Below are 23096 nucleotides of genomic sequence, written 5' to 3' on the forward strand. Positions count from 1 at the left end.
GTGGGCCGTCTGCCCTCCCCGCTGCGACTAGGGAACAAGTTCCCAAGTCTCGCTGCCCCTCCCGCAAGCGGGAGGGGATGGATTCAATTCAATAGCCGTTCATCCGCGCGACCTGGTCGATGTGATAATGCACATCGCCCATATATTCGGCGAGCGCGCGGTCGCGTTTCATGTAGAGGCCGATGTCATATTCGTCGGTCATGCCGATGCCGCCGTGCATCTGCACGCCCTCGCGCACCGCAAGATTGGCGGCGCGGCCGGCCTTGGCCTTGGCGACCGAGACCATCAGCTTCGCGCCGTCGCTGCCGTCGTCCAAAAGCTGCTGCGCCTTCATCACCGCGGCGCGCGCGACTTCCATCTCGCCATAAAGATGCGCGGCGCGGTGCTGGAGCCCCTGAAACTCGCCGATCAGCCGCCCAAACTGCTTGCGTTCCTTGAGGTAGGCGACGGTCATGTCCATCGCCCCCTGCCCGACGCCGACCATTTCGGCGGCGGCGCCGGTGCGCGTTGCGGCGAGCAAGGCATCGAGGATCTCCCCGCCCGCATCGACTTCGCCGATCACCGCATCGGCATCGACCTCGACGCCGTCGAGCGTGACATGGCTTGCGAGCGACGAGTCGACGAGACGGCGCGGATCGGCGGTCACGCCCTTGGCATCCTTCGGCACCGCGAACAGCGTGATGCCGCCGCCACTCTTGGCCGCGACGATGCTCATGTCGGCGACATGGCCGTGGAGGACGAAGCTCTTTTTGCCGTCCAGCCGAAAGCCGTTTCCGGCGCGCGTCGCGGTGGTGGCGATGCGGTCGGGGCGGTGCTTCGCTCCCTCGTCGATCGCGAGCGCGACGATTGCCTCACCGCTGGCGATGGCGGGGAGCCAGCGGCCCGCCTGCGTGCCGCCCGCCTTCGCCAGCGCGGCGACCGCGCCGACGCTTGTCGACAGGAAGGGCGACGGGGTCAGGTTGCGGCCGATTTCCTCGAGCACGATGCCCGCCTCCATATGCCCCATGCCGAGCCCGCCATGCGCCTCGGGAACCAGCATCCCCGGCAGGCCCATTTCGGTGAACTGCGCCCAGAGGTCGCGCGAGAAGCCGGTGGCGTCGGCGCTGTCGCGCAGGTGGCGCAGGTGCGACACCGGCGCCTGTTCGGCGACGAAGGGCGCAACGCTGTCCTTGAGCATCGCCTGGTCGTCATTGTGGTAGAGTGGCATATTTTGTTTCTCCAGTTCCCCTCCCGCAGGCGGGAGGGGTTAGGGGTGGGCCAGCGACGTCGCATTTGCCCACCCCGCTGCGGCTAGCGAACAAGTTCGCAAGCCTCGCTGCCCCTCCCGCAAGCGGGAGGGGAGAATGGTCAGGCCCCCGGCAACTCCAGGATCCGCTTGGCGATGACGTTGAGCATGACTTCGCTCGTCCCGCCTTCGATCGAATTGGCCTTGGTTCTGAGCCAGCTGCGCGCACGCGCGCCGCCCTTGCTTTCGGTGCTGTCCCATTCGAGCGCGTCGCTGCCGCCGCCCGCCATGACAAGCTCGTGGCGGCGCTTGTTGAGCTCGGTGCCGACATATTTCATCATGTTCGATGATGCGGGATGCGCGCGGCCGGTCTTCCACATGTCCATGAAGCGCTCGCCCATCGCGCGATAGGCGAAGACGTCGGTGTCGAACGCCGCCATTTCGGCGCGCAGGATCGGGTCGTCGAGTTCGCCCGCCGCGTTGAGGCCGAGCGACTTCGCAAACAGCGCGCCGACGCTCACCATGTCGCCGCCCGCGCCGCCGCCCGAGATCATCTCGCGTTCGTGGCCGAGCAGATATTTGGCGACGTCCCAGCCGCGGTTCACCTCGCCGACGAACTGGTCTTTCGGCACCTTCACATCGTCGAAGAAGGTTTCGCAGAAGGGCGAATTGCCCGAGATGAGAAGGATCGGCCTGGTGGTGACGCCGGGGCTTTCCATGTCGAAGAGCATGAAGGTGATGCCCTGATATTTGTTCGCCTTGTCGGTACGGACGAGACAGAAGATCCAGTCGGCCTTGTCGGCATAGCTCGTCCAGATTTTCGACCCGTTGACGACCCAATGGTCGCCCTTGTCCTCACCGAAAGTCTGCAAGCTCACGAGGTCGCTGCCCGAACCGGGTTCGCTATAGCCCTGGCACCAGCGGATTTCGCCGCGCGCGATCTGGTTCAGATAATGGACCTTCTGCTCCTCGGTGCCGAACTTGAGCAGCGCGGGGCCGAGCATCCAGATGCCGAAGCTGTCGAGCGGCGAGCGCGCCTTGATGCGCTTCATTTCCTGTTTGAGGATCTTGGTCTGTTCGGGGGTCAGCCCGGCGCCGCCATAGGCCTTGGGCCAGTCGGGGACGGTATAGCCCTTCGATACGCAGGCTTCGAGCCACGCCTTCTGGGCGTCATTCTTGAACACCCATTTGCGCCCGCCCCAGCAGACATCGTCCTCGTCGCGCACGGGCTCGCGCATTTCGGGGGGGCAATTGGCCTCCAGCCATTCGCGCACCTCGGCGCGGAAAGCGTCCAGTTCGCTCATCCTTTTCGGCTCCTCTTCTCTGCGGCGAACCTACGTCCGCTTCGCTGCTTTACGCAAGCGTCAACTTGGCACGCCGCACTTGCCGTTACGGCGCCGTAACGTCGGACAGGCCAGCGTTGACGCGGCTTCCCGCGCGCCTAAGCTGAGTAGCAAAAGAAAACGGGAGAATGGGTGATGCGATTCGCGGGCAAGATTGCCGTCGTCACGGGTGCGGCGTCGGGCATCGGCAAGGCAGCGGTGCTGAAACTGGCGGGTGAGGGCGCGCATGTCTTTGCCGCCGACATCGATGAAGCAGGCGGCCGCGCGCTCGCCGAAGCGTCGAACGGCAGGATCGACTTCGTCCGCTGCGACGTCACCGTGCCTTCGGACATCGAGGCGCTGATGAACGAAGCGGCGGCGAAGGGCGGCGGTATCGACATCGTCTTCAACAATGCCGCCGCGGGCGGCGATCGCGCGCCGATCGACGAGATCACGCCCGAGGGCTGGGACCGGACGATGGACCTGGTGCTGAAATCGGTCGCAATGGGCATCCGCTATGCCGCGCCGCACATGAAGGGCCGCAAAGGGGCGAGCATCGTCAACACCGCGAGCGTCGCGGCGCTCGGCGCGGGCTATTCGCCGATCGCCTATGCCGTCGCGAAGGCGGGCGTGCTGCACCTCAGCAAGGTCGCGGCGACCGATCTGGCCCAATATGGCATCCGGGTGAACGCGATCTGCCCCGGCTTCATCAACACCAATATCTTCACCGCGTCGCTCGATGTGCCCAGCGAACTCAAGGCGCAAGCCAATGCGGTGATCGCCGAGATGAGCGCCAAGGCGCAGCCGGTCGCGCGCGGCGGCCAGCCCGAGGATATCGCCAACGCCGTCGCCTATCTTGCGAGCGACGAGTCGAGCTTCATGACGGGCACCCACCTGCTCGTCGACGGCGGGCTGACGATCGGCCAGCGCCATGCGTGGGACAAGGAAACGCCGGGGATGTTCGACGCGCTGGTGGCGATGGAGGAAGCGGCGAAGGCCGGAGCCGCAGCGTGAGCGCGGCGACGGCCGCGGTCCCGCGTCGCGAGCGCCTGCCCGTCTGGCTGAAGGTCACGCACGGGCTCGGCAGCATCGCCTATGGCGTCAAGGATAATGGCTTTTCGACCTTTCTGCTGCTCTTTTACAATCAGGTGATCGGGCTCGACGCGGGAATCGTCGGGCTGGCGATCATGGTCGCGCTGATCGCCGACGCCTTTGTCGACCCGGTGATCGGCGAGCTGACCGACCGCACGCGCAGCCGCTGGGGCCGCCGCCTGCCCTGGCTCTACGGCGCGCCGATTCCGCTGGCGATCATGTGGATGCTGCTGTGGAACCCGCCCGAAATGAGCGACACGATGACCGTCGCCTGGCTGATCGGTTTCGCGATCATCGTGCGTTCGCTCGTGTCGATGTGCGAGGTGCCGTCGGTCGCGATCGTCCCCGAACTCACCGCCGATTATGACGAGCGCACCGCGGTGATGCGCTATCGCTTCCTGTTCGGCTGGGGTGGCGGGCTGCTGATCCTGCTGCTCGCCTATGGCGTCTTTTTCGGCGGCGCGAAGGGGCTCGTCGATCCCGACGGCTATTTCCCCTATGCGCTGACCGGCGCGCTGCTGATGACGGGGGCGGTGATGCTGTCGGCGGCGGGGCAGCACAAGCGCATCGCGGTGTCGAACCTTGCCGACGTCAAACCCGGGACGACGCTGCGCCGGGTGCTCGGCGAAATGCGCGATACGCTGTCGAACCGCGCTTTTCTGTGGCTGGTGTTCGCGGCGCTGTTCGGCTTCGTCAATCAGGGAATCACCTTTTCGATGAACAATTATCTGCTCGGCTTTTTCTGGCAGTTCACGCAGGGCGAGATGGTCGCTTATGTCTTCCTGCTCTTTGCCACGATGGTCGCGGCGTTCATTCTGGTCGCGCCGATCTCGACGCGGCTCGGCAAGCACGACGGCGCGATTTTTGCCGGCGCGGTCGCGCTGCTCGTCAACAGCGGCATCTATTTCGCCTATATCCAGGGCATTTTCCCCGGCCTGCCGGGCAAGCCCAGCGTGGCGACGATGTTCGCGCTGGTGTTCGTGAGCAATACATTTTCGATCATCCTGATGATCCTGTCGTCGTCGATGATGGCCGATGTCGTCGAGGCGTCGCAGAGCGAAACGGGGCGGCGGTCCGAAGGCCTGTTCTTCGCCGGCTATTTCTTCATGCAGAAATGCGCGACGGGCATCGGCATCTTCGTCGCGGGGCTGATCCTGTCGCTCGCGGCCTTTCCGGCGAATGCAAAGCCGGGCGAGGTCGGCGCGGACGTGCTCGGCAATCTTGCGCTCGGCTATGCGCTCGCGATCCTGGTCATCGGCACGCTGGGGCTGATCGTGATGCGCCGGTTCCCGATCTCGCGCGCCGACCATGAAGCGCGGCTCGCGATATTGAGCGATGCAGCGCGCGCCGAGCCGGATGCGAGCGGCGCGCATCCGTGAGCGAAAACTGCGCGGTGTGACCAAATGAGGTAATTTTCGGACCGCAGGACTTGGCAAGGCCGCCGAATCGGTCCAAGGGTTTACGTGAACGTAAAGGGAAAGGATGCGTCGCATGGATTTCGATCTCACCGAACGACAGAAGCACTGGCAGGGCCGCGTGCGCGAGTTCATCGAGCGAAAGGTCCGCCCCGCGGTGCCGACCTATTATGAACAGGATGCGCAGGGCGACCGCTGGAAGGTGATCCAGGTCGTCGAGGATCTGAAGGCCGAGGCGAAGGCCGCGGGCATCTGGAACCTGTTCATGCCGCCGCGCAGCGCCGCGCACCATCATGTCGACGAGACGTTCGAGTTCGAGGGGCCTGGCCTCACCAACCTCGAATATGCGCTGTGCGCCGAGGAGATGGGGCGCATCGGCTTTGCGAGCGAGGTCTTCAACTGCTCGGCGCCCGACACCGGCAATATGGAAGTGTTCCACCGTTACGGGACGCGCGCGCAGAAGGACAAATGGCTGAAGCCGCTGATGAACGGCGAGATCCGCTCGGCCTTCCTGATGACCGAGCCCGCGGTCGCTTCGTCCGACGCGACGAATATCGAGACGCGAATCGAGCGCGACGGCGACGATTATGTCATCAACGGCACCAAATGGTGGTCGTCGGGCGCGGGCGATCCGCGTTGCTCGGTGGCGATCGTCATGGGCAAGACCGATTTCGGCGCCAAGCGCCACCAGCAGCAGTCGATGCTCGTCGTGCCGCTCGACGCGCCGGGGATCACCATCAAGCGCCACCTGCCCGTCTTCGGCTATGACGATGCACCGCACGGCCACATGGAAATCGAGCTGAAGGACGTGCGCGTCAACGCCGAGGAAGCGATGCTGCTCGGCGAGGGCCGCGGCTTCGAGATCGCGCAGGGGCGCCTTGGGCCGGGCCGCATCCATCACTGTATGCGCACGATCGGCGTCGCCGAAGAGGCGCTGGAGAAGATGTGCAAGCGGCTCCAGTCGCGCGTCGCCTTCGGCAAGACGATCGCCGAGCACAGCATCTGGGAACAGCGGATCGCGCGCGCGCGCATCGACATCGAGATGACGCGCCTGCTGTGCCTGAAGGCCGCCGACATGATGGACAAGATCGGCAACAAATCGGCCGCGGCCGAGATCGCGATGATCAAGGTTCAGGCGCCGAACATGGCGCTGCAAATCATCGACGACGCGATCCAGGCACATGGCGCGGGCGGCGTCAGCGAGGATTTCGGGCTCGCCAAGGCCTATGCGCACCAGCGCACCTTGCGCATCGCCGACGGCCCCGACGAAGTTCATGCGCGCGCGATCGCGCGGATCGAGTTCGCGAAACATTCGCCCGCGGCCGACCCCGGTTTCTCGTCGGGCGACATCGGGGTTTCGCGGTAAACACGCTCCCCTCCCGCTTGCGGGAGGGGAATGATACGGAGCTATAAATGACCAAAGCCGCGATCCTGATCGAACCGGGCAAGCCGCTCGTCATCGAGGACATCGTCGTCGACAGGCCCGGCCCGCACGAGGTACGCATCCGCACCGCCGCGTGCGGCCTCTGCCATTCGGACCTACATTTCATCGACGGCGCCTATCCGCACCCCCTGCCCGCGATTCCAGGCCATGAGGCGGCGGGCATCGTCGAGGCGGTCGGCAGCGAAGTGCGAACGGTGAAGGTCGGCGACGCGGTCGTCACGTGCCTCAGCGCCTTTTGCGGCCATTGCGAGTTCTGCGTCACGGGCCGCATGTCGCTGTGCATGGGCGGCGACACCCGGCGACCCGCCGGGTCGGCACCGCGCATCACGCGCCCCGACGGATCGCCGGTCAATCAGATGCTGAACCTGTCGGCCTTTTCGGAGACGATGCTGGTCCACGAACATGCGTGCGTCGCGATCGACCCCGACATGCCGCTCGACCGCGCGGCGGTGATCGGCTGCGCGGTGACGACGGGCGCCGGAACGATCTTCAACGCGTGCAAGGTAACACCGGGCGAAACGGTTGCGGTGGTGGGTTGCGGCGGCGTGGGCCTCGCCACGATCAACGCCGCGAAGATCGCGGGCGCGGGGCGAATCATCGCCGCCGACCCGATTCCCGAGAAGCGCGAACTCGCGATGAAGCTGGGCGCGACCGATGTGGTCGATGCGATGGACGGTGATGCCGCGAAGCAGATCGTCGAGCTCAGCAAAGGCGGGGTCGACCATGCGATCGAGGCAGTCGGACGTCCCGCCTCGGCAAGCCTCGCGGTCGCGTCGCTGCGCCGCGGCGGCACCGCGACGATCCTGGGCATGATGCCGCTTTCCGAAAAGGTCGGGCTGGGTGCGATGGACCTGCTTTCGGGCAAGAAATTGCAGGGCGCGATCATGGGCGGCAACCGCTTCCCGGTCGACATCCCCCGGCTGGTCGATTTTTACCTGCGCGGGCTGCTCGACCTCGATTCGATCGTCGCCGAGACGATCCCGCTCGAGAAGATCAACGAAGGGTTCGACAAGATGAAGAAAGGCGACGCCGCACGGTCGGTGATCGTTTTCGATCAATGAACGCCCTGACACCCCAGCAATCCTCCCCGTCGAAGATGGGGAGGGGGACCGGCCGCAGGCCGGTGGAGGGGCAGCGAGCGCAGCTCGCCGACTTCGTCGGCGGCCCCTCCACCATGCTTCGCATGGTCCCCCTCCCCACGCTTCGCGCAGGGAGGAACAAATGACTCTCGACGCCCAGAAAGCCTTTAGCGGCACCGTCGCGCCCGAAGGGGCGGACGTGCTCGACGAGGCGAAGCTGACCCAGTGGATGGAAGCCAATGTCGAGGGTTTCCAGGGACCGCTGACGCAGAGCAAATTCGCCGGCGGCCAGTCGAACCCGACCTATAAAATCTCGTCGCCGTCGGGAAATTATGTCCTCCGCCGCAAGCCCTTCGGCCCGCTGCTGCCCTCGGCGCACGCGGTCGACCGCGAATATAAGGTGCAGGCGGGCCTGTATAAGATGGGCTTTCCCGTTGCGCGCCAATATGGGCTTTGCACCGATGATGATGTCATCGGCAGCTGGTTCTATGTCATGGACATGGTCGATGGTCACACGATCTGGGACGGGTCGATGCCCGGATCGACGCCGGAGAACCGCCGCGCGACCTATGAGGCGATGATCGACACGCTCGCCGCGCTGCACAAGGTCGATGTCGAGGCGGCGGGCCTGTCCGATTTCGGCAAGCCGGGCAATTATTTCGGGCGCCAGGTCGACCGCTGGACCAAACAGTACAAGCTCGCCGAAACCGAGACGATGGACGAGATGGAACGGCTGATCGCCTTTCTGCCCGCCAGCCTGCCCGAACAGACGCGCACCAGCGTCGTTCATGGCGATTATCGCATCGACAATATGATCTTCGCCAGGGACCGGCCGGAGGTGCTCGCGGTGCTCGACTGGGAATTGTCGACGCTGGGCGATCCGCTCGCTGATTTCACCTATGTCGCGATGGCGTGGGTCACCGAAAACGGCGGGCGATCGGGGGTGATGGACCTTGACCGGAAAGCGCTCGGCATCCCGGAACTCGACGAAATGGTTGAGCGTTATTGCACCATCACCGGGCGCGAGGGCGTGCCCGACATGAACTGGTATTTCGCCTATAATTTCTTCCGCCTTGCGGGGATCATGCAGGGCATCAAGAAGCGCGTCATCGACGGCACGGCTTCCTCCGCCCATGCCAAGGCGATGTCGGAGCGCGTGCAGCCGCTCGCGCAAAAGGCGTGGCAATTTGCACGAAAGGCGGGCGCATGAGTCTGTTCGACATGAGCGGCCAGGTCGCGCTGATCACCGGATCGTCGCGCGGCATCGGCAAGGCGACGGCGGAAGCGATGGCCGAACAGGGTGCGAAGGTCGTGATTTCCAGCCGCAAGCAGGACGCGTGCGACGCGACCGCGGCGGAGATCAACGCGAAGTTCGGCGAAGGCACCGCGATCGCGGTCGCCGCCAATATCTCGTCGAAGAACGATCTTCAGAACCTCGTCAACGAAACGCGCGCGGCCTTCGGCAAGATCACAACGCTCGTCTGCAACGCCGCGTCGAACCCCTATTATGGTCCCGGCCTGGGGATCAGCGACGAGCAGTTCCGCAAGATCATGGACAATAATATCCTGTCGAACCACTGGCTGATTTCGATGGTCGCGCCCGAAATGCTCGAACGCGGCGACGGGTCGATCATCATCATCAGCTCGATCGGGGGCCTGAAAGGATCGCCGATCATCGGCGCTTACGGGATTTCAAAGGCCGCCGACATGCAGGTCGCGCGCAATTTTTCGGTCGAGTTCGGGCCGCGTGGCGTGCGCGTCAACTGCATCGCGCCGGGCCTCATCCGCACCGACATGGCCCGCGCCTTGTGGGAAAATGAAGAGAATCTGCGACGCTCGACCGCCGCCTCGACCCTGAAGCGCATCGGCGAGCCGCACGAGATCGCGGGCGCCGCGGTCTTCCTCGCCAGCAAGGCGGGGGCATTCACCACCGGCCAGACCATCGTGTGCGATGGCGGTGCCACGATTTCGGGAGGCGCATGATGGGCGCATTGGACGGCAAGGTTGCGATCATCACCGGCGCGGGCAGCGGCATCGGCCGCGCGAGCGCGCTGCGCTTCGCCGCCGAGGGCGCGAAGCTGGTGCTCGGCGACAAGACGGCGGCGGTGCATGAAACGGCGCAGCTGGTGAAGGACGCCGGGGGCGATGCGGTCGCGATGGAGATCGACGCGGGGGTCGAGGCCGACGTCGCGGCGATGGTCGCCGCCGCGAAGGAGCGCTTCGACGGCCTCGACGTCGCTTTCGCCAACGCCGGGATCATCGGCGACATGGGCGGTATTTTCGATTTCGATCCCGCCGCCTGGGCCGAGACTTTGCGCGTCAACCTGATCGGCCCCGCGCTGATGGTGAAACATGCAGGCAAGGCGATGGTCGACCAAGGCCGCGGCGGCGCGATCGTGCTGACCGCGAGCGTGGCCGGGCTCAATTCGGGCGCCGGTCCCGGCGCCTATTCGGCGTCGAAGGCGGGGGTCATCAACCTCGCCAAGGTCGCCGCGCAGCAGCTGACCACCAGCGGCGTGCGCGTCAACGCCATCTGTCCCGGCCTCACCGAAACGGGGATGACCAAGCCGACCTTCGATTATGCGCGCGCCAAGGAGGTTACGCACAAGCTCGGCCAGCTCAACCCGCTGAAGCGCGCCGCGCAGCCCGAGGAGCTGGCCAATGTCGCGCTGTTCCTGGCAAGCGATCAGGCGAGCTATGTCAACGGACAGGCGATCGCGGTTGACGGCGGACTCACCAGTTCGCATCCGGTGACGCGCCAGCTGCTTGGCCAGACATCGCATTGATGGGTGGCTCGCAAATGATGCGCCTTGTTATAAGCCGTGTATCCCCGCGAAAGCGGGGATCCATCTCCGACCGGTTCAAACTGGCACCATCCGGTGATGGGCACCCGCCTTCGCGGGTGCGCACAATCTGTTCAGTTCGGATTTGATCGCATGACCCAAGGCTTCGACCCCGCGCGCCTCGACCGCATTCCCGCCTTTCTCGAGGCGAAATATGTCGGCACCGGCCGCCTGCCGCATGCGGCGACACTCGTGTCGCGGCGCGGCGAGATCGCGCATCTCTCGTGCATCGGCGAGGCGCGGCCCGGCGAGCCGCTGAAAGAGGACGCGATCTTCCGCATCGCGAGCATGACCAAGCCGATCACCAGCGTCGCCTTCATGATGCTGGTCGAGGAAGGCAAGGTCGCGCTCGGCGATCCGCTCGTGAAATTCTGCCCCGAGTTCAGAGATACCGGCGTTTTTGTCGCGGGCGGCGGCAATGTCCCCTTTGTGACGCGACCGCCGACGCAGCCGATCCGCATGGTTGATTTGCTGCGCCATACAACGGGGCTGACCTATGGTTTCCAGGAGCGCACGCCGGTCGATGCGGCGTACCGCAAGGCGCGCATCGACGACTTCGACGCCGATTATACGATGGACAGCTTCATCGCCGCGCTCGCCAAAATCCCGCTCCAGTTCGACCCGGGCGCGCACTGGAATTATTCGATGGCGACCGACGTGCTCGGCGCGGTGATCGAGCGGATCGAGGGCAAACCGTTCGCAGAGGTGTTGCAGGAGCGCATTTTCGGCCCGCTCGGCATGGTCGACACCGGATTCAAGGTGCCCGCCGAGCAGCAGCACCGGCTCACCGACGCTTACGCCTTTCACCCCAGGGACAAGATGCAGGGCTTCGACGAAGGCAAGCGCAGCCGCTGGGCGAAGGACAGGAGCTTCCATTCGGGCGGCGGCGGGCTCGCTTCGACGCTCGCCGACTATCACCGCTTCTGCCTGATGCTGCTCGGCGGCGGCAAGCTGGACGGCACGCGCATCATCAGCCGCAAGACGCTCACTCTGATGACGTCGAACCACCTCGTCGGCGGCGGCGACCTGACCGAACACAGCGTCGGCGTGTTCAGCGAGGATGAAAATGCCGGGGTCGGCTTCGGGCTCGGCTTTGCGGTGACGCTCGATCCGGCGCGCGCGGGCATTCCGGGATCGGCGGGCGATTTTTACTGGGGCGGCATGTTTTCGACCGGCTTCTTCGTCGATCCGGTCGAGGAAATCTGCATGGTGTTCATGACCCAGCTGATGCCCTCTTCCACCTATCCCGTGCGGCGCGAGGTCAAGACATTGATCCACGCGGCGCTTGATGACTGAAGATGCAACACCCGCTTTCCGTTCGTGTCGAGCGAAGTCGAGACACCCATCGACCGGATGCCTAGCTCGATGGGCATCTCGACTTCGCTCGATGCGAACGGACCTATTTGAAGGAGTTCTCCCATGACCGAAGACACCCCCGTATCCGTCACGATGGAAAAGGATGGCGAAATTGCCGTCATCATCGTGAACAACCCGCCGGTGAACGCGCTGAGCTGGCACGTCCGGCAGGGCCTCGAGGATAATTTCAAGGCCGCGCTCGCCGACGACAGCGTGAAAGCCATTGTCCTGCGCTGTGCAGGGGCGACTTTCATCGCGGGCGCCGACATCAGCGAGTTCGGCAAGCCGCCGCGCGGCCCCGATTTCAACGCGGTGCTCAACAGCATCGAAGCGGCATCGAAGCCCGTCGTCGCGGCAATCCACGGCACCGCGCTCGGCGGCGGCTTGGAAACCGCGCTCGTCTGCCACTACCGCATCGCGGTGCCTTCGGCGAAGCTCGGCGTTCCCGAAGTCAAGCTCGGCCTGCTCCCCGGCGCGGGCGGCACGCAGCGCCTGCCGCGCATCGTCGGCGTCGAAGCCGCGGCGACGATGACCTCGACCGGCGATCCGGTTCCGGCGCCGAAGGCGAAGGACATGGGGCTCGTCGACGAACTGGCGGGCGAAGCCAGCCTGGCCGCCGACGCCATCGCCTTCGCGCGCGCGAAGATCGCCGACGGCCCGCGCCCGACGCGCGAACGCCCGGTGTTCGGCGACGTTGCCGTCATCGAAGAGCTGAAGGCGAAGAACGCCAAGCGCTGGCGCGGTTTCGAGGCGCCCTACGCCAACCTCGCCTGCGTCGAGGCCGCGACGCGCCTGCCCTTCGACGAAGGCCTGGCCTTCGAGCGCGAGCAGTTCATGAAGCTGATGTTCGGCAGCCAGTCGGCGGCGCAGCGCCATATCTTCTTTGCCGAGCGCCAGGCCGCGAAGATCGACGGCCTGCCCAAGGATACGCAGCTGCGCGACATCAAGAAGGTGGGCATCATCGGTGCCGGGACGATGGGCGGCGGCATCATGATGAACTTTCTGCAAAAGGGCATCCCCTGCACGATCGTCGAAATGGCGCAGGATGCGCTCGACCGCGGGCTCGGCGTCGTGCGCAAGAATTACGACGCCTCCGCCGCCAAGGGCCGCTTCACGCCCGAACAGGTCGATGCGATGATGGGGCTGATCACCCCGTCACTCAGCCTCGACGACCTTGCCGACTGTGATCTCATCATCGAGGCGGTCTATGAGAATATGGACGTCAAGAAGGATATTTTCGGCAAGCTCGACAAGATTGCCAAGCCCGGCGCGATCCTCGCGTCGAACACCTCTTATCTCGACATCGACGAGATCGCGACCGCGACGAACCGCCCCGGCGACGTGCTGGGGATGCACTTCTTCTCGCCCGCCAATGTCATGAAGCTGCTCGAAGTCGTGCGCGGCGACAAGACCGCGCCCGATGCGCTGGCGACGGCGATGGCGATCGGCAAGAAGATCGGCAAGGTCGCCGTCGTCGCGGGGGTGTGCGACGGCTTCATCGGCAACCGGATGCTGAAACCCCGCCAGATGGAGGCGATGAAGCTGCTGCTCGAAGGCGCGACCCCGGCGCAGGTCGACAAGGTGCATGTCGATTTCGGCATGCCGATGGGGCCGTTCCAGATGAGCGACCTCGCCGGCGTCGACATCGGCTGGCACCGCGACCCGAACCGCATCGAAAGCATCCGCGACGCGCTGTGCGCCGAAGGCCGCTGGGGGCAGAAGAAGCAGGCGGGCTTTTACGACTATGACGACAGGCGCCAGCCGTCGGAAAGCCCGCGCGTCGCCGAGATCATCGAGGAGTTCCGCCAGAAGGCGGGGGTCGAAAAGCGCGAGATCACCGATCAGGAGATCATCGAACGCACCCTCTATCCGATGGTCAACGAAGGCGCATTGATTCTCGAGGAAGGCAAGGCGCAGCGCGCGAGCGACATCGATGTCGTGTGGATCTATGGCTATGGCTGGCCGGTCTATCGCGGCGGCCCGATGTTCTGGGCGGGGCTGGAAGGCACTGACAAGATCGCCCAGGCGCTGGAAAAGCACGGGTTCGAGATCGCGCCGTTGCTCAAGGAGAAGGCGGAGGCGAAGTCGGGGTTCTAAGCCCGCCTGGGCTTACGAAACCAAGGCCGTCTGTCCCGCTGCGGGGCAGGCGGCCTTTGCTTTGCCTTGGGAACGCCGAAGGCGTGACCGAAAAGCTGCGATTCAAGGTTAAAGCGCTGGCAAGACCTGCCGTTAGGGCTGAGCATGAACGCCATGTCCCTTGCCGCCGCCCTGATGCTTGCCGCAAGCGCACCCGCCGCCGCGCCCATAGCGCAGCAGCCGAAGGCGAGCGCGGTCGGCATCGCGCGCGTGCGCATCCTGGCCCCCGCCGAGGTCCGACGCGTGGACGGGCGGCTGGAGGTGCGAAGCGGCAGCCGCGACGCACCGACGCAGGTCCACCGCACCGAACGGCGCGACGGCGGCGAAACCGCCGATTTTTACTGAGTTATGGGCCTCAACCCTTTTCGCCTGGAAAGAAGCGCGCGATCACATCGCTCGCGAGCCGCGCGGGGCGCAGCGTTTCGGCGTCGATACAGCACCAGCTCGACTTGACCTCGGCCAGCACTTCCTCGCCGCGGCGGATGATCGTTTCGTAAAAGGCGCGCGCGCCCTGCACCTTTTCGAGGATGACCGTCGCGATGACCTGATCGTCGAGGAAGGCGGGGCGGCGATAGGTGATTTCATGCTTGAGCGCGACCCAGAGATGCGCGGCGACCGCTTCGGGCGGCGCGATCTTGCGCCAGTGCGACAGCACCGCGTCCTGCACCCAGCTCAGATAATGGGCGTTGTTCACATGCCCCATGAAGTCGATCGCGTCGGCGCCGACGGCAATGGGATGGTCGTGCGGAAGCGAGGCTGTCGTCATATCGTTTACACTAGTGTCAACAAAATGTGTCGGAAAGATGAAATATCAGCCGCGCCCGCGATAGGGCGCGACGCCCTGGTCGGGGAGCCACAGCTCCGCGGGCGGCGGTCCCGACTGCCAGAAAACGTCGATCGGAATGCCGCCGCGCGGATACCAGTAACCGCCGATGCGCAGCCATATGGGCCGCATCTCGTCGAACAGGCGACGGCCGATACCGACGGTGCAATCCTCGTGGAAACCGGCATGGTTGCGAAAGGAACCGAGGAACAGCTTGAGGCTTTTCGATTCGACGATTGTTTCGCGCGGCGCGTAGTCGATCACCAGATGCGCGAAATCGGGCTGGCCGGTAACCGGGCAGAGCGACGTGAACTCGGGTGCGGCGAAGCGGACGAGATAAAGCTCGCCCACGCGTGGATTGGGCACATAGTCGAGCACCGCGGCCCCGGGCGAGGCAGGCAGTTCGCTCGATTGGCCGAGATGTTTGGGCGCGAGCGGCGTAGGGGTGGAATCGGTCATGGAAACGCTCTAGTGCGCAGCGCGGCCGATGTCACCGACCTCGTGGGACTGCGGGCCGCGAGGTTCAGCGCCAATTCAGCGGCGCGGGCAAGATATGGACGGTTTGGGATCGCGACAGGATGAGCGTGCGGATATTCGGGCAGGATCGGGCGGCACGGGTCGCGCTGGCGGCAGCGATGCTGGTCGCGAGCGCGTCCGCGGGCGCGCAAGACAGTGGAACCGCCACGCAAAATCCGCCGCGCCAGATCGATTTCCGCCTCCAGCCCGAAGACGATGGCCGCGCGCCGGGCGTGCAGGGGCCCGCCGACAACGGCCTGCCCCCCGTCGCGCCGGGCGAGCGCCGCGGCCAGCCGACGCCTGCGCCCACGCCTACGGTCACGACCACGCCGACAGCGCCCGCCATCCCGCCGCGCGTCGTCCCGACCCAGCCCGAACCGCCAGCGGCGCCCGAGCCGACGGCCGCCCGAGGCCCGTCACCTGTAGCATCCGAGGCGCAGCGCACTGCCACGCCGACCCCCACACAGCAGCTCGACCCAGCGGCCGACGCGGAGGAGTTGCCGCCGGTCGATTCGGAAGCTACCGCGCCGGACCTCGTCACGCGCGAATCGGCCGATGACATTCGGGCGGTCAACGTGCCCGCGTCGGGCACCCCGCCTTGGGCGTGGGCGCTCGCCGCGCTCGCCGCGCTGGGCGCAGGCCTCTGGTACTGGCGCCGCCGCATCGCGCCAGCGGGACCGGCGCTGGACGAAACGCCCGAAGCCGCATCGCCGCCCCCCGCGCCGCGTCCGGTCCAGCCGCCGCCCGCCAAAACCGCAACGCCGCGTCCGCCCGTACCCGCTACTCCCGCCGCATCCCCGGCCGCACCGCGCCCGGCTTCGCCGCTCGTCACTCGCCCCGCGGCCGAGCGCCGTGCGATCGTCGCCATGGCGCTCGAGATTCGCGCCATTCGCTTTGCCGCCGATCATGTCGCGGTCGCCTTTGCGCTCAACCTGGTCAACCAGGGCAGCGCCGACGCGACCGGGCTGATGGTGCGCATCGCGCTGAATCAGGGATCGGCGATGACCGAACCGGTGCTCGGCCGCTTCTTCGACGGCGCGGGCGGCAGCGTGCTGCGCGACGACATGATGCTCGCGCCCGGCGCGGGCGAGCTTTTGTCGACCGAAGTGATGCTGCCGCGCGCCGCGATCGAACCGCTGATGATCGGCGGCAAGCCGATGCTCGTCCCCGTGATGGCGATCGACGTCACCTATCATTGGGACGGCGAAGGTGACGCCTTCGGGCAGAATGCGGGCAGCTTCGTCCTCGGCCGCGAACAGGGAGCGGCCAGCGACAAGCTTGCACCGCTCGCGCTCGACCGCGCCGCCTATGCGGTCGACCGCCCCGCCGCCCGGCCGACCGCGATTCGCCGCAGCCAATAGGCGCGCAGGGCTGCAATCCGCCGCTTTTATTGTTGCGGTGCAGCAAAGGCTGGGGCAGAGCGGACCCGCTTGAAAAAGCACAGGTGGGGGCATAGGCTGACGATCCCCGGAAAGAAGCCACAGCAGGATGGCCGGACGAGGAACAGGCAGAAGCTTCCCGACCGGCGGTAACAGGAGCATGACATGGACGCCTTGGTTTCAACCGACTGGCTGGAACGCGAACTGGGGGCATCGGACCTGCGGGTCGTCGATGCGACGAAATTCCTGGGGACCGATCGCGACGCGCGCGCCGAATATGAGGCAGGGCACATTCCCGGCGCGGTGTTCATGGACCTGGCCGAACTGACCGACACGTCGAGCGCGATCGAGAATATGGCGCCGCCCGCCGAAAAATTCGCGAGCCGCATGCAGTCGCTCGGCCTCGGCGATGGCAGCCGCATCGTGCTGTATGACGACAGCCCGCTCAAGAGCGCGGCGCGCGCCTGGTGGCTGCTCAAATTGTTCGGCGCACACGACGTTGCGCTGCTCGACGGCGGCCTCGCCAAGTGGAAGGCCGAAGGCCGCGCGCTTGAAATGGGCAAGCAGACGCTGCGCCACCGCCACTTCACCGTTTGGCGCGACGCCAAGGCGGTGCGGACGAAGGAACAGATGCTCGCCAATCTCGACAGTCGCGCCGAACAGGTGGTCGACGCGCGCCCCACGGCGCGCTTCACCGGCGAGGAACGCGACCCGCGCCCCGGCCTGGCGCCCGGCCATATTCCGGGATCGCGCAGCCTGCCGCACAGCGAATTGTTCAACGCCGACGGCACCTGGAAGCGCGGCGATGACCTCAAGGCCGCTTTCGACGCCGCCGGAATCGACCTCGACAAGCCGCTCGTCGCGACCTGCGGCAGCGGTATGACCGCCGCCGTCGTCGCCTTTGGCGCGCATCTGCTCGGCAAGGACGACGTCGCGGTCTATGACGGCAGCTGGCTCGAATGGGGGGCCGACGCCGCGACGCCCAAGGCGACCGGCGCGGCCTGATCGGGCGCGGTGGTCGAATTGCCGCCTCTTGTCATTCCCAGCTTCGGCGCGGCGGTGCGCGTCTATGCGCGTATCGGCTTGCTGAGCTTCGGCGGCCCCGCAGGGCAGGTCGCGCTGATGCACCGCGAGTTCGTCGACGAGCGCCGCTGGGTCGACGAGGCGACCTTTCTCCACGCGCTCAATTTCTGCAATTTGCTGCCCGGCCCCGAAGCGCAGCAGCTCGCGACCTGGATCGGCTGGCGGCTGCACGGGCTGCGCGGCGGGCTGGCGGCCGGACTGCTGTTCATCGTTCCAGGCGCGCTGGTGATGCTCGGCCTGTCGCTGCTGTATGTGATGGCGGCGGGGCTGGGCTGGTTTACCGCACTCTTCCTCGGCATCAAGGCGGCGGTGCTGGCGATCGTCGTGCAGGCGTTGCTGCGTATTGCCGGACGTGCGCTCAAGACCCCGCTCCAGCGCGGCATCGCGGCCGCCTCCTTCGTCGCCATCGCCATCCTGACCTTGCCCTTCCCGCTCGTCATTCTTGCAGCATTGCTGACCGGCTGGGCGGCGGGGCGCTGGCGGCCGGGCTGGCTCAGGCTCGCACCCGCCGCCGCGACGCCCATTGCGCCTTCGCGCTCGGCGTGGCGGCAGAGCGTTTCGGCGGTGCTGATCTGGGGCGCGATCTGGGCGGCGCCGATGCTGCTGATCCTCGCCACCCTGGGGCAGGAGCATGTCCTCTGGGACATCGGTGTCTTTTTCTCGCAGCTCGCCGTCGTCACCTTCGGCGGCGCCTATGCGGTGCTTGCCTATATGGCGCAGGAAGCGGTCGGCGGCTTCGGCTGGCTGCGGCCGGGCGAGATGGCCGACGGGCTGGGACTCGCCGAAACGACGCCGGGGCCGCTGATCCTGGTGACGCAGTTCGTCGGCTTTCTCGCCGCCTACCGCGACGCCGCGCCCTTCACGCCCTTTGTGGCCGCCCTGTTCGGCGCGGGGCTGACGCTGTGGGTCACCTTTGCGCCTTGCTTCCTGTGGATTTTCACCTTCGCGCCGTGGATCGACCGGCTCGAACGCGCGGCGGGCCCGAAAGGCGCGCTCGCGGCCGTGACCGCGGCGGTCGTCGGCGTGATCGCCAACCTGTCGCTGTGGTTCGCGCTGCATCTGCTTTTCCGCGAGTCCGTCCGCAGCGGATGGGGCATGGAACTGCCGGTGCTTGCCAGCCTCGACCTTCGCGCGCTGCTGCTGGCGCTGCTCGCGGCGCTGCTGCTCTTTCGCTTCAGGATGGGGATCGTGCCGGTGCTCGCAATCTGTTCGGCGGTGGGGCTCGTGGTCGGCTTTGCCGGTGCGCCACTGGATTTTACCTAGCGCTTCGCTAACAAGGCGGGGATGAGCAAGAACGACGATGACGGCCTCCGCCCCGCGACACGGCTGGTGCGGGGCGGGCGGCGGCCCGAATGGACCGGCGACCCGCGGCTGGGCGGCGGCATCGTCAACCCACCCGTCTGGCGCGCTTCGACCATCCTTTACGACAATGTTGCCGATCTCAAGGCGCGCGGCCATGCGACCCACGACAGGCTCTATTACGGCCGTCGCGGGACGCCGACGGTGTGGGCGCTCGCCGACGCGCTGACCGCGATGGAGCCGGGGGCCGAGGGGACATTGCTCTATCCTTCGGGCGTCGCCGCCAATTCGGCGGGGCTGCTCGCGCTCTTGTCGCCGGGCGATCATCTGCTGATGGTCGACAGCGCCTATGAGCCGACGCGCGCCTTTTGCGACGGGATGCTCGCGCGGCTGGGCGTCGAAACCACCTATTATGATCCGCTCGTCGGCGCGGAGATTGCCGCGCTGATCCGCCCGGAAACGAAGCTGATCTTCCTCGAATCACCGGGCAGCCTGACCTTCGAGGTGCAGGATGTACCCGCGATCACCCGCGCCGCGCGTGCGCGCGGCGTGCTGACGATGATCGACAACAGCTGGGCGACGCCCCTGCTGTTCCCCGCGCTGGCGCACGGGGTCGATGTCGCGATGATGAGCCTTACCAAATATGTCGGCGGGCACAGCGACGCGATGATGGGCTCGCTCACCGCGACGCGCGCCGTCTGGCCAAAGCTGCGCAGCGCGGCGTACCAGCTCGGCCAGTCGGTCTCGCCCGACGATTGCGCACTCATGCTGCGCGGGCTGCGCACGCTCGACGTGCGGATGCAGCGGCATGGCGAAAACGGGCTGACGATCGCAAACTGGCTCGCCGGGCGCAAAGAAGTCGGCCGCGTGCTCCACCCCGCGCTTGCAGGTGACGCGGGCCACGCCATCTGGTCGCGCGATTTTGCAGGCACCAGCGGACTGTTCGGCTTCACGCTCAAGGGCGCCGACGAGGGCGCGCGCACGCGCTTCATCGACGCGCTCACCCATTTCGGCATCGGTTTCAGCTGGGGCGGCTATGAAAGCCTGATCGTGCCCGCCGATCCCGCGGGCATCCGCACCGCGACGCGCTGGGCCGACCCCGACCCCCTCGTCCGCCTGTCGATCGGGCTCGAAGACCCCGCCGACCTGATCGCCGACCTCGCGCGCGGCTTTGCGGCGATGACGGCGTGAACAGCCTCGACGCCCTGCTCGCCCGCATGGGTTTTCCGGCGCTTGCCGAAGCGCAGCTGGTTGAGCTCGGCGTCGCCGCGGCGCTGGCGGTGCTCGCACTCGCCGCGAACTGGCTCGTCAGAAAGCGGATCGGGCCGCGGCTCGCCGACTGGCTGCATGGGCAGGATTTCGGCGCGCGCGGGCCGCTCACCGAACGCGCCGGCGCAATTCTCGGCTGGATCGCCGCGCTGCTGATCGTCGGTATCGCAGGGGCGCTCTGGCCCTGGCACCCCTATGCGTTGCTGCTGCTGAACCTGCTGTTCGCATTCGGCGCCGCGGCGCTGGTGCGACATATATTGATCGGCGTGGGGCTCGGCGACGGGGCGGCGCTGGCGGGGGCGTTCGTCGCGCTCGTCATCATGTTGTCACGCGCGGTCGGCGGGCTGGAACTGTTGCAGGAGCGGCTCGACGCCTTTGGCTTCTCGATCGGTGCGCGGCATTTCTCGCTGCTCACCGTCGTCAACCTGCTGGTGACCGTGGTCATTCTCTTCACGCTGGTGCGGCTCGCGACGCGCGTGCTGCGCCGGGCGATCAGGCGCAGCGATCGTTTCGATCCGACACAGCGGTTGCTTATCGAAAAGATCTCGGCGGTGGTGATTATCGTCGCCGCCTTTTTTGTCGGCATCGACATATTGGGCATCGACCTCACCGCCTTTGCGGTGTTTTCGGGCGCGCTCGGCCTGGCAATCGGTTTCGGGCTGCAAAAAACCGTCGGCAATCTGATCGCGGGGATCATCCTGCTGATGGATCGTTCGATCAAGCCGGGCGACGTCATCGCGGTCGGCGACAGCTTTGGCTGGGTGAACAAGATCGGCGTGCGCGCGGTGTCGGTGATCACGCGCGAGGGCAAGGAGCATCTGATCCCCAACGAAATCCTGATGACGCAGGAGGTCGAGAACTGGAGCTATTCGAGCCGTACGGTGCGCGTGAGCATCGCGGTGGGCGTCGCCTACGACACAGACCTGCGGCTCGCGCAGCAGCTGATGATCGAAGCGGCCAGCGAGACGAGGCGCGTGCTGGCCGAGCCCGCGCCCGTATGCTGGATCACCGCTTTCGGCGACAGCAGCGTCGACCATGAAGTGCGCTTCTGGATCACCGACCCTGAGGCCGGGATCGGCAATATCAAGGGGGACGTCTTTCTGCGCATCTGGGACAAGTTTCAGGCGTCGGGGATCGAAATCCCCTATCCGCAGCGCGACCTGCACGTGCGCTCGATGCCCGCGCCCCAAACGGCGTCGGCGCCGAAGCCGAAAGATTGAATCGTCGCCTTCGCGGGGGCGACATATGCTTCAGAAGCCGACTTTTTTCGCGCGCTCGACCGCTTCGACAATGATGCGCTTGGCCGCATCGACATCGCCCCAGCCGTTGAGCTTCGCCCATTTGCCGGGTTCGAGATCCTTGTAATGGGTGAAGAAATGCTCGATCTGTTGCAGCACGATCGGCGGCATGTCGGTGTAGCTTGCGACATCCTTGTAATAGGGGAAGGTCTTGTTCACCGGCACGCACAGCAGCTTCTCGTCGCCGCCGGCGTCATCCTCCATCATCAGCACCCCGATCGGGCGGCATTTGACCACCGCGCCCGCGACGATCGGCGAGCGCGCGACGACGAGCGCATCCAACGGGTCGCCATCGTCGCCGAGCGTGTGCGGAATGAAGCCGTAATTGGCGGGATAGCGCATCGGCGTGTGCAGGAAGCGGTCGACGAACAGCGCGCCCGACGCCTTGTCGAACTCATATTTCACCGGCTCGCCGCCGATCGGCACTTCGATCAGGACGTTGAGGCTGTCAGGCGGGCTGTCGCCCGCCGGAATGAGGTCGATACGCATGGGAGAAATCCTGTCTTTTCTTGATTCGCGCGCGGCCTTAGCCCCGGAGGGCGCGACAAGTCGAGGGCAATCAACCCTGCAAGGTGCGGATGATCGCCGAAAAGTCGTGGCCGTCCTTGTCGGCCTCGACAAACGCCTCGTATAGCTCCCGCGCCTTTGCCCCCATTGGCACATCGGCGTTGACGCTGGCGGCGGCCTCCATCGCGAGGCGCAGATCCTTGAGCATCAGCGCCGCCGCGAAACCGCCCTTGTAATCATTGTCGGCGGGGGTCGTCGGACCAACGCCGGGAAGCGGCGCATAGCTGGTGAGCGACCAGCATTGCCCCGACGACACGCTGGCGATGTCGAAAAATGTCTGCGGATCAAGGCCGAGTTTCTGAGCGAGCGCGAGCGTCTCGCACGTCGCGACCATCGACGCGCCGAGCAGCATATTGTTGCAGATTTTCGCCGCCTGCCCCGTACCCGCATCGCCGGCGTGGATCACCGCCTTGCCCATTTTGGCGAGAATCGGCTCGGCGCGTGCAAAGCCTTCATCGGTGCCGCCGACCATGAAGGTGAGCGTTCCGGCATTGGCGGCGGCGATGCCGCCCGACACCGGCGCGTCGACAGCAACGAGGCCCTTGGCGGTCGCCGCCTCGATATTGGCGCGCGCGGTCGCGACGTCGATCGTCGAGCAGTCGAGGAGCAGCGTGCCGGGCGCGGCGTTGGGATAGACATCGCCTTCATAGACGCCTGCGACATGCTTGCCCGCAGGCAGCATTGTGACGACGGCTTCGGCGCCGGTCACCGCTTCAGCGGCGGAGGCGGCGCGGGTGCAGCCCGCTTCGACGGCGCGCGCCAGCGCCTCTTCGCTGAGGTCGAAGGCGCGGACCTCATGCCCCGCCCTGGCGAGGTTCGCGGCCATCCCGCCGCCCATATTGCCGAGTCCGATAAAAGCGATCTTCATTTGTCTCTCCATGAGCCCTCTCCCCTTCAGGGGAGAGGATTGGGAGAGGAGGACGTGGTCACAAGCCCCTCTCCAACTCCGG

At 66.1% G+C, this 23096-nt stretch carries 21 protein-coding genes; 15 read left to right on the forward strand and 6 right to left on the reverse strand.

Features of this window, described 5'->3' with window-relative positions:
- Window positions 1-88 precede the first annotated feature (88 nt).
- Window positions 89-1207, reverse strand: a complete 1119-nt coding sequence (locus tag SPYCA_RS12820) for an acyl-CoA dehydrogenase family protein (protein WP_120220976.1) — start codon at window positions 1205-1207, stop codon at window positions 89-91.
- Between the two features lie 140 nt (window positions 1208-1347).
- Window positions 1348-2529, reverse strand: coding sequence for an acyl-CoA dehydrogenase family protein (locus SPYCA_RS12825; protein WP_120220978.1), 1182 nt, complete (start codon window positions 2527-2529; stop codon window positions 1348-1350).
- 174 nt (window positions 2530-2703) lie between these two features.
- Between SPYCA_RS12825 and SPYCA_RS12830 the strand changes: the two genes are divergently transcribed.
- From SPYCA_RS12830 to SPYCA_RS12875, 10 genes are all read left to right on the forward strand, one after another.
- Window positions 2704-3561, forward strand: coding sequence for an SDR family NAD(P)-dependent oxidoreductase (locus SPYCA_RS12830; RefSeq protein WP_120220980.1), 858 nt, complete (start codon window positions 2704-2706; stop codon window positions 3559-3561).
- Window positions 3558-5018 carry an MFS transporter gene (locus SPYCA_RS12835; RefSeq protein WP_172595068.1) on the forward strand — a complete coding sequence of 487 codons (1461 nt, stop codon included), beginning with the start codon at window positions 3558-3560 and terminating at the stop codon, window positions 5016-5018. The genes SPYCA_RS12830 and SPYCA_RS12835 overlap by 4 nt, the downstream gene beginning before the upstream one ends.
- Window positions 5019-5130: 112 nt before the next feature.
- On the forward strand, window positions 5131-6420 hold the full coding sequence (locus SPYCA_RS12840; RefSeq protein WP_120220984.1) for an acyl-CoA dehydrogenase family protein: 1290 nt from the start codon (window positions 5131-5133) through the stop codon (window positions 6418-6420).
- Window positions 6421-6467: 47 nt separating this feature from the next.
- The gene (locus SPYCA_RS12845; RefSeq protein ID WP_120220986.1) at window positions 6468-7559 is read left to right on the forward strand and encodes a Zn-dependent alcohol dehydrogenase; all 1092 of its coding nucleotides are present in this window, start codon (window positions 6468-6470) and stop codon (window positions 7557-7559) included.
- Between the two features lie 160 nt (window positions 7560-7719).
- Entirely contained in the window at window positions 7720-8787 is a 1068-nt protein-coding gene (locus tag SPYCA_RS12850; RefSeq protein WP_120220988.1) for a phosphotransferase family protein, read from the forward strand.
- A complete protein-coding gene (locus tag SPYCA_RS12855) occupies window positions 8784-9560 on the forward strand; it encodes an SDR family NAD(P)-dependent oxidoreductase (protein ID WP_120220989.1) in 777 nt (258 codons plus the stop codon). The genes SPYCA_RS12850 and SPYCA_RS12855 overlap by 4 nt, the downstream gene beginning before the upstream one ends.
- Window positions 9560-10363: an SDR family NAD(P)-dependent oxidoreductase gene (locus SPYCA_RS12860; protein ID WP_120220991.1), complete on the forward strand. Its 804-nt coding sequence runs from the start codon at window positions 9560-9562 to the stop codon at window positions 10361-10363. The genes SPYCA_RS12855 and SPYCA_RS12860 overlap by 1 nt, the downstream gene beginning before the upstream one ends.
- 150 nt (window positions 10364-10513) lie before the next feature.
- Window positions 10514-11716 (forward strand): serine hydrolase domain-containing protein, encoded by a 1203-nt coding sequence (locus SPYCA_RS12865; protein ID WP_120220993.1) that lies wholly within the window; start codon window positions 10514-10516, stop codon window positions 11714-11716.
- Between the two features lie 123 nt (window positions 11717-11839).
- The gene (locus SPYCA_RS12870; protein ID WP_120220995.1) at window positions 11840-13873 is read left to right on the forward strand and encodes a 3-hydroxyacyl-CoA dehydrogenase NAD-binding domain-containing protein; all 2034 of its coding nucleotides are present in this window, start codon (window positions 11840-11842) and stop codon (window positions 13871-13873) included.
- Window positions 13874-14017: 144 nt separating this feature from the next.
- Window positions 14018-14257 (forward strand): hypothetical protein, encoded by a 240-nt coding sequence (locus SPYCA_RS12875; RefSeq protein WP_120220997.1) that lies wholly within the window; start codon window positions 14018-14020, stop codon window positions 14255-14257.
- A gap of 10 nt (window positions 14258-14267) precedes the next feature.
- Here the strand turns inward: SPYCA_RS12875 and SPYCA_RS12880 are convergent, their stop codons facing one another.
- Window positions 14268-14678 (reverse strand): acyl-CoA thioesterase, encoded by a 411-nt coding sequence (locus SPYCA_RS12880; RefSeq protein WP_120220999.1) that lies wholly within the window; start codon window positions 14676-14678, stop codon window positions 14268-14270.
- Window positions 14679-14723: 45 nt separating this feature from the next.
- Window positions 14724-15194: a preQ(1) synthase gene (gene queF / locus SPYCA_RS12885; RefSeq protein WP_120221001.1), complete on the reverse strand. Its 471-nt coding sequence runs from the start codon at window positions 15192-15194 to the stop codon at window positions 14724-14726.
- A gap of 119 nt (window positions 15195-15313) precedes the next feature.
- On the opposite strand from queF, the gene SPYCA_RS12890 reads away from it, so the two are divergent.
- From SPYCA_RS12890 to SPYCA_RS12910, 5 genes are all read left to right on the forward strand, one after another.
- Window positions 15314-16612, forward strand: a complete 1299-nt coding sequence (locus SPYCA_RS12890; protein ID WP_120221002.1) for a hypothetical protein — start codon at window positions 15314-15316, stop codon at window positions 16610-16612.
- Between the two features lie 183 nt (window positions 16613-16795).
- A complete protein-coding gene (gene sseA / locus SPYCA_RS12895; RefSeq protein WP_120221004.1) occupies window positions 16796-17635 on the forward strand; it encodes a 3-mercaptopyruvate sulfurtransferase in 840 nt (279 codons plus the stop codon).
- A 9-nt stretch (window positions 17636-17644) separates the two neighbouring features.
- Entirely contained in the window at window positions 17645-18976 is a 1332-nt protein-coding gene (gene chrA / locus SPYCA_RS12900) for a chromate efflux transporter (RefSeq protein WP_232003302.1), read from the forward strand.
- Window positions 18977-18997: 21 nt separating this feature from the next.
- Window positions 18998-20203, forward strand: a complete 1206-nt coding sequence (gene metC / locus SPYCA_RS12905) for a cystathionine beta-lyase (protein WP_120221006.1) — start codon at window positions 18998-19000, stop codon at window positions 20201-20203.
- Window positions 20200-21501, forward strand: a complete 1302-nt coding sequence (locus tag SPYCA_RS12910) for a mechanosensitive ion channel family protein (protein ID WP_120221008.1) — start codon at window positions 20200-20202, stop codon at window positions 21499-21501. The genes metC and SPYCA_RS12910 overlap by 4 nt, the downstream gene beginning before the upstream one ends.
- 30 nt (window positions 21502-21531) lie before the next feature.
- Here SPYCA_RS12910 and ppa read toward each other — a convergent pair whose 3' ends face one another.
- Window positions 21532-22068 carry an inorganic diphosphatase gene (gene ppa, locus SPYCA_RS12915; RefSeq protein ID WP_120221010.1) on the reverse strand — a complete coding sequence of 179 codons (537 nt, stop codon included), beginning with the start codon at window positions 22066-22068 and terminating at the stop codon, window positions 21532-21534.
- Between the two features lie 70 nt (window positions 22069-22138).
- On the reverse strand, window positions 22139-23014 hold the full coding sequence (gene mmsB, locus SPYCA_RS12920; RefSeq protein ID WP_120221011.1) for a 3-hydroxyisobutyrate dehydrogenase: 876 nt from the start codon (window positions 23012-23014) through the stop codon (window positions 22139-22141).
- Between the last annotated feature and the right edge of the window lie 82 nt (window positions 23015-23096).

This window comes from Sphingopyxis sp. FD7 (assembly GCF_003609835.1).
Lineage (GTDB): Bacteria > Pseudomonadota > Alphaproteobacteria > Sphingomonadales > Sphingomonadaceae > Sphingopyxis.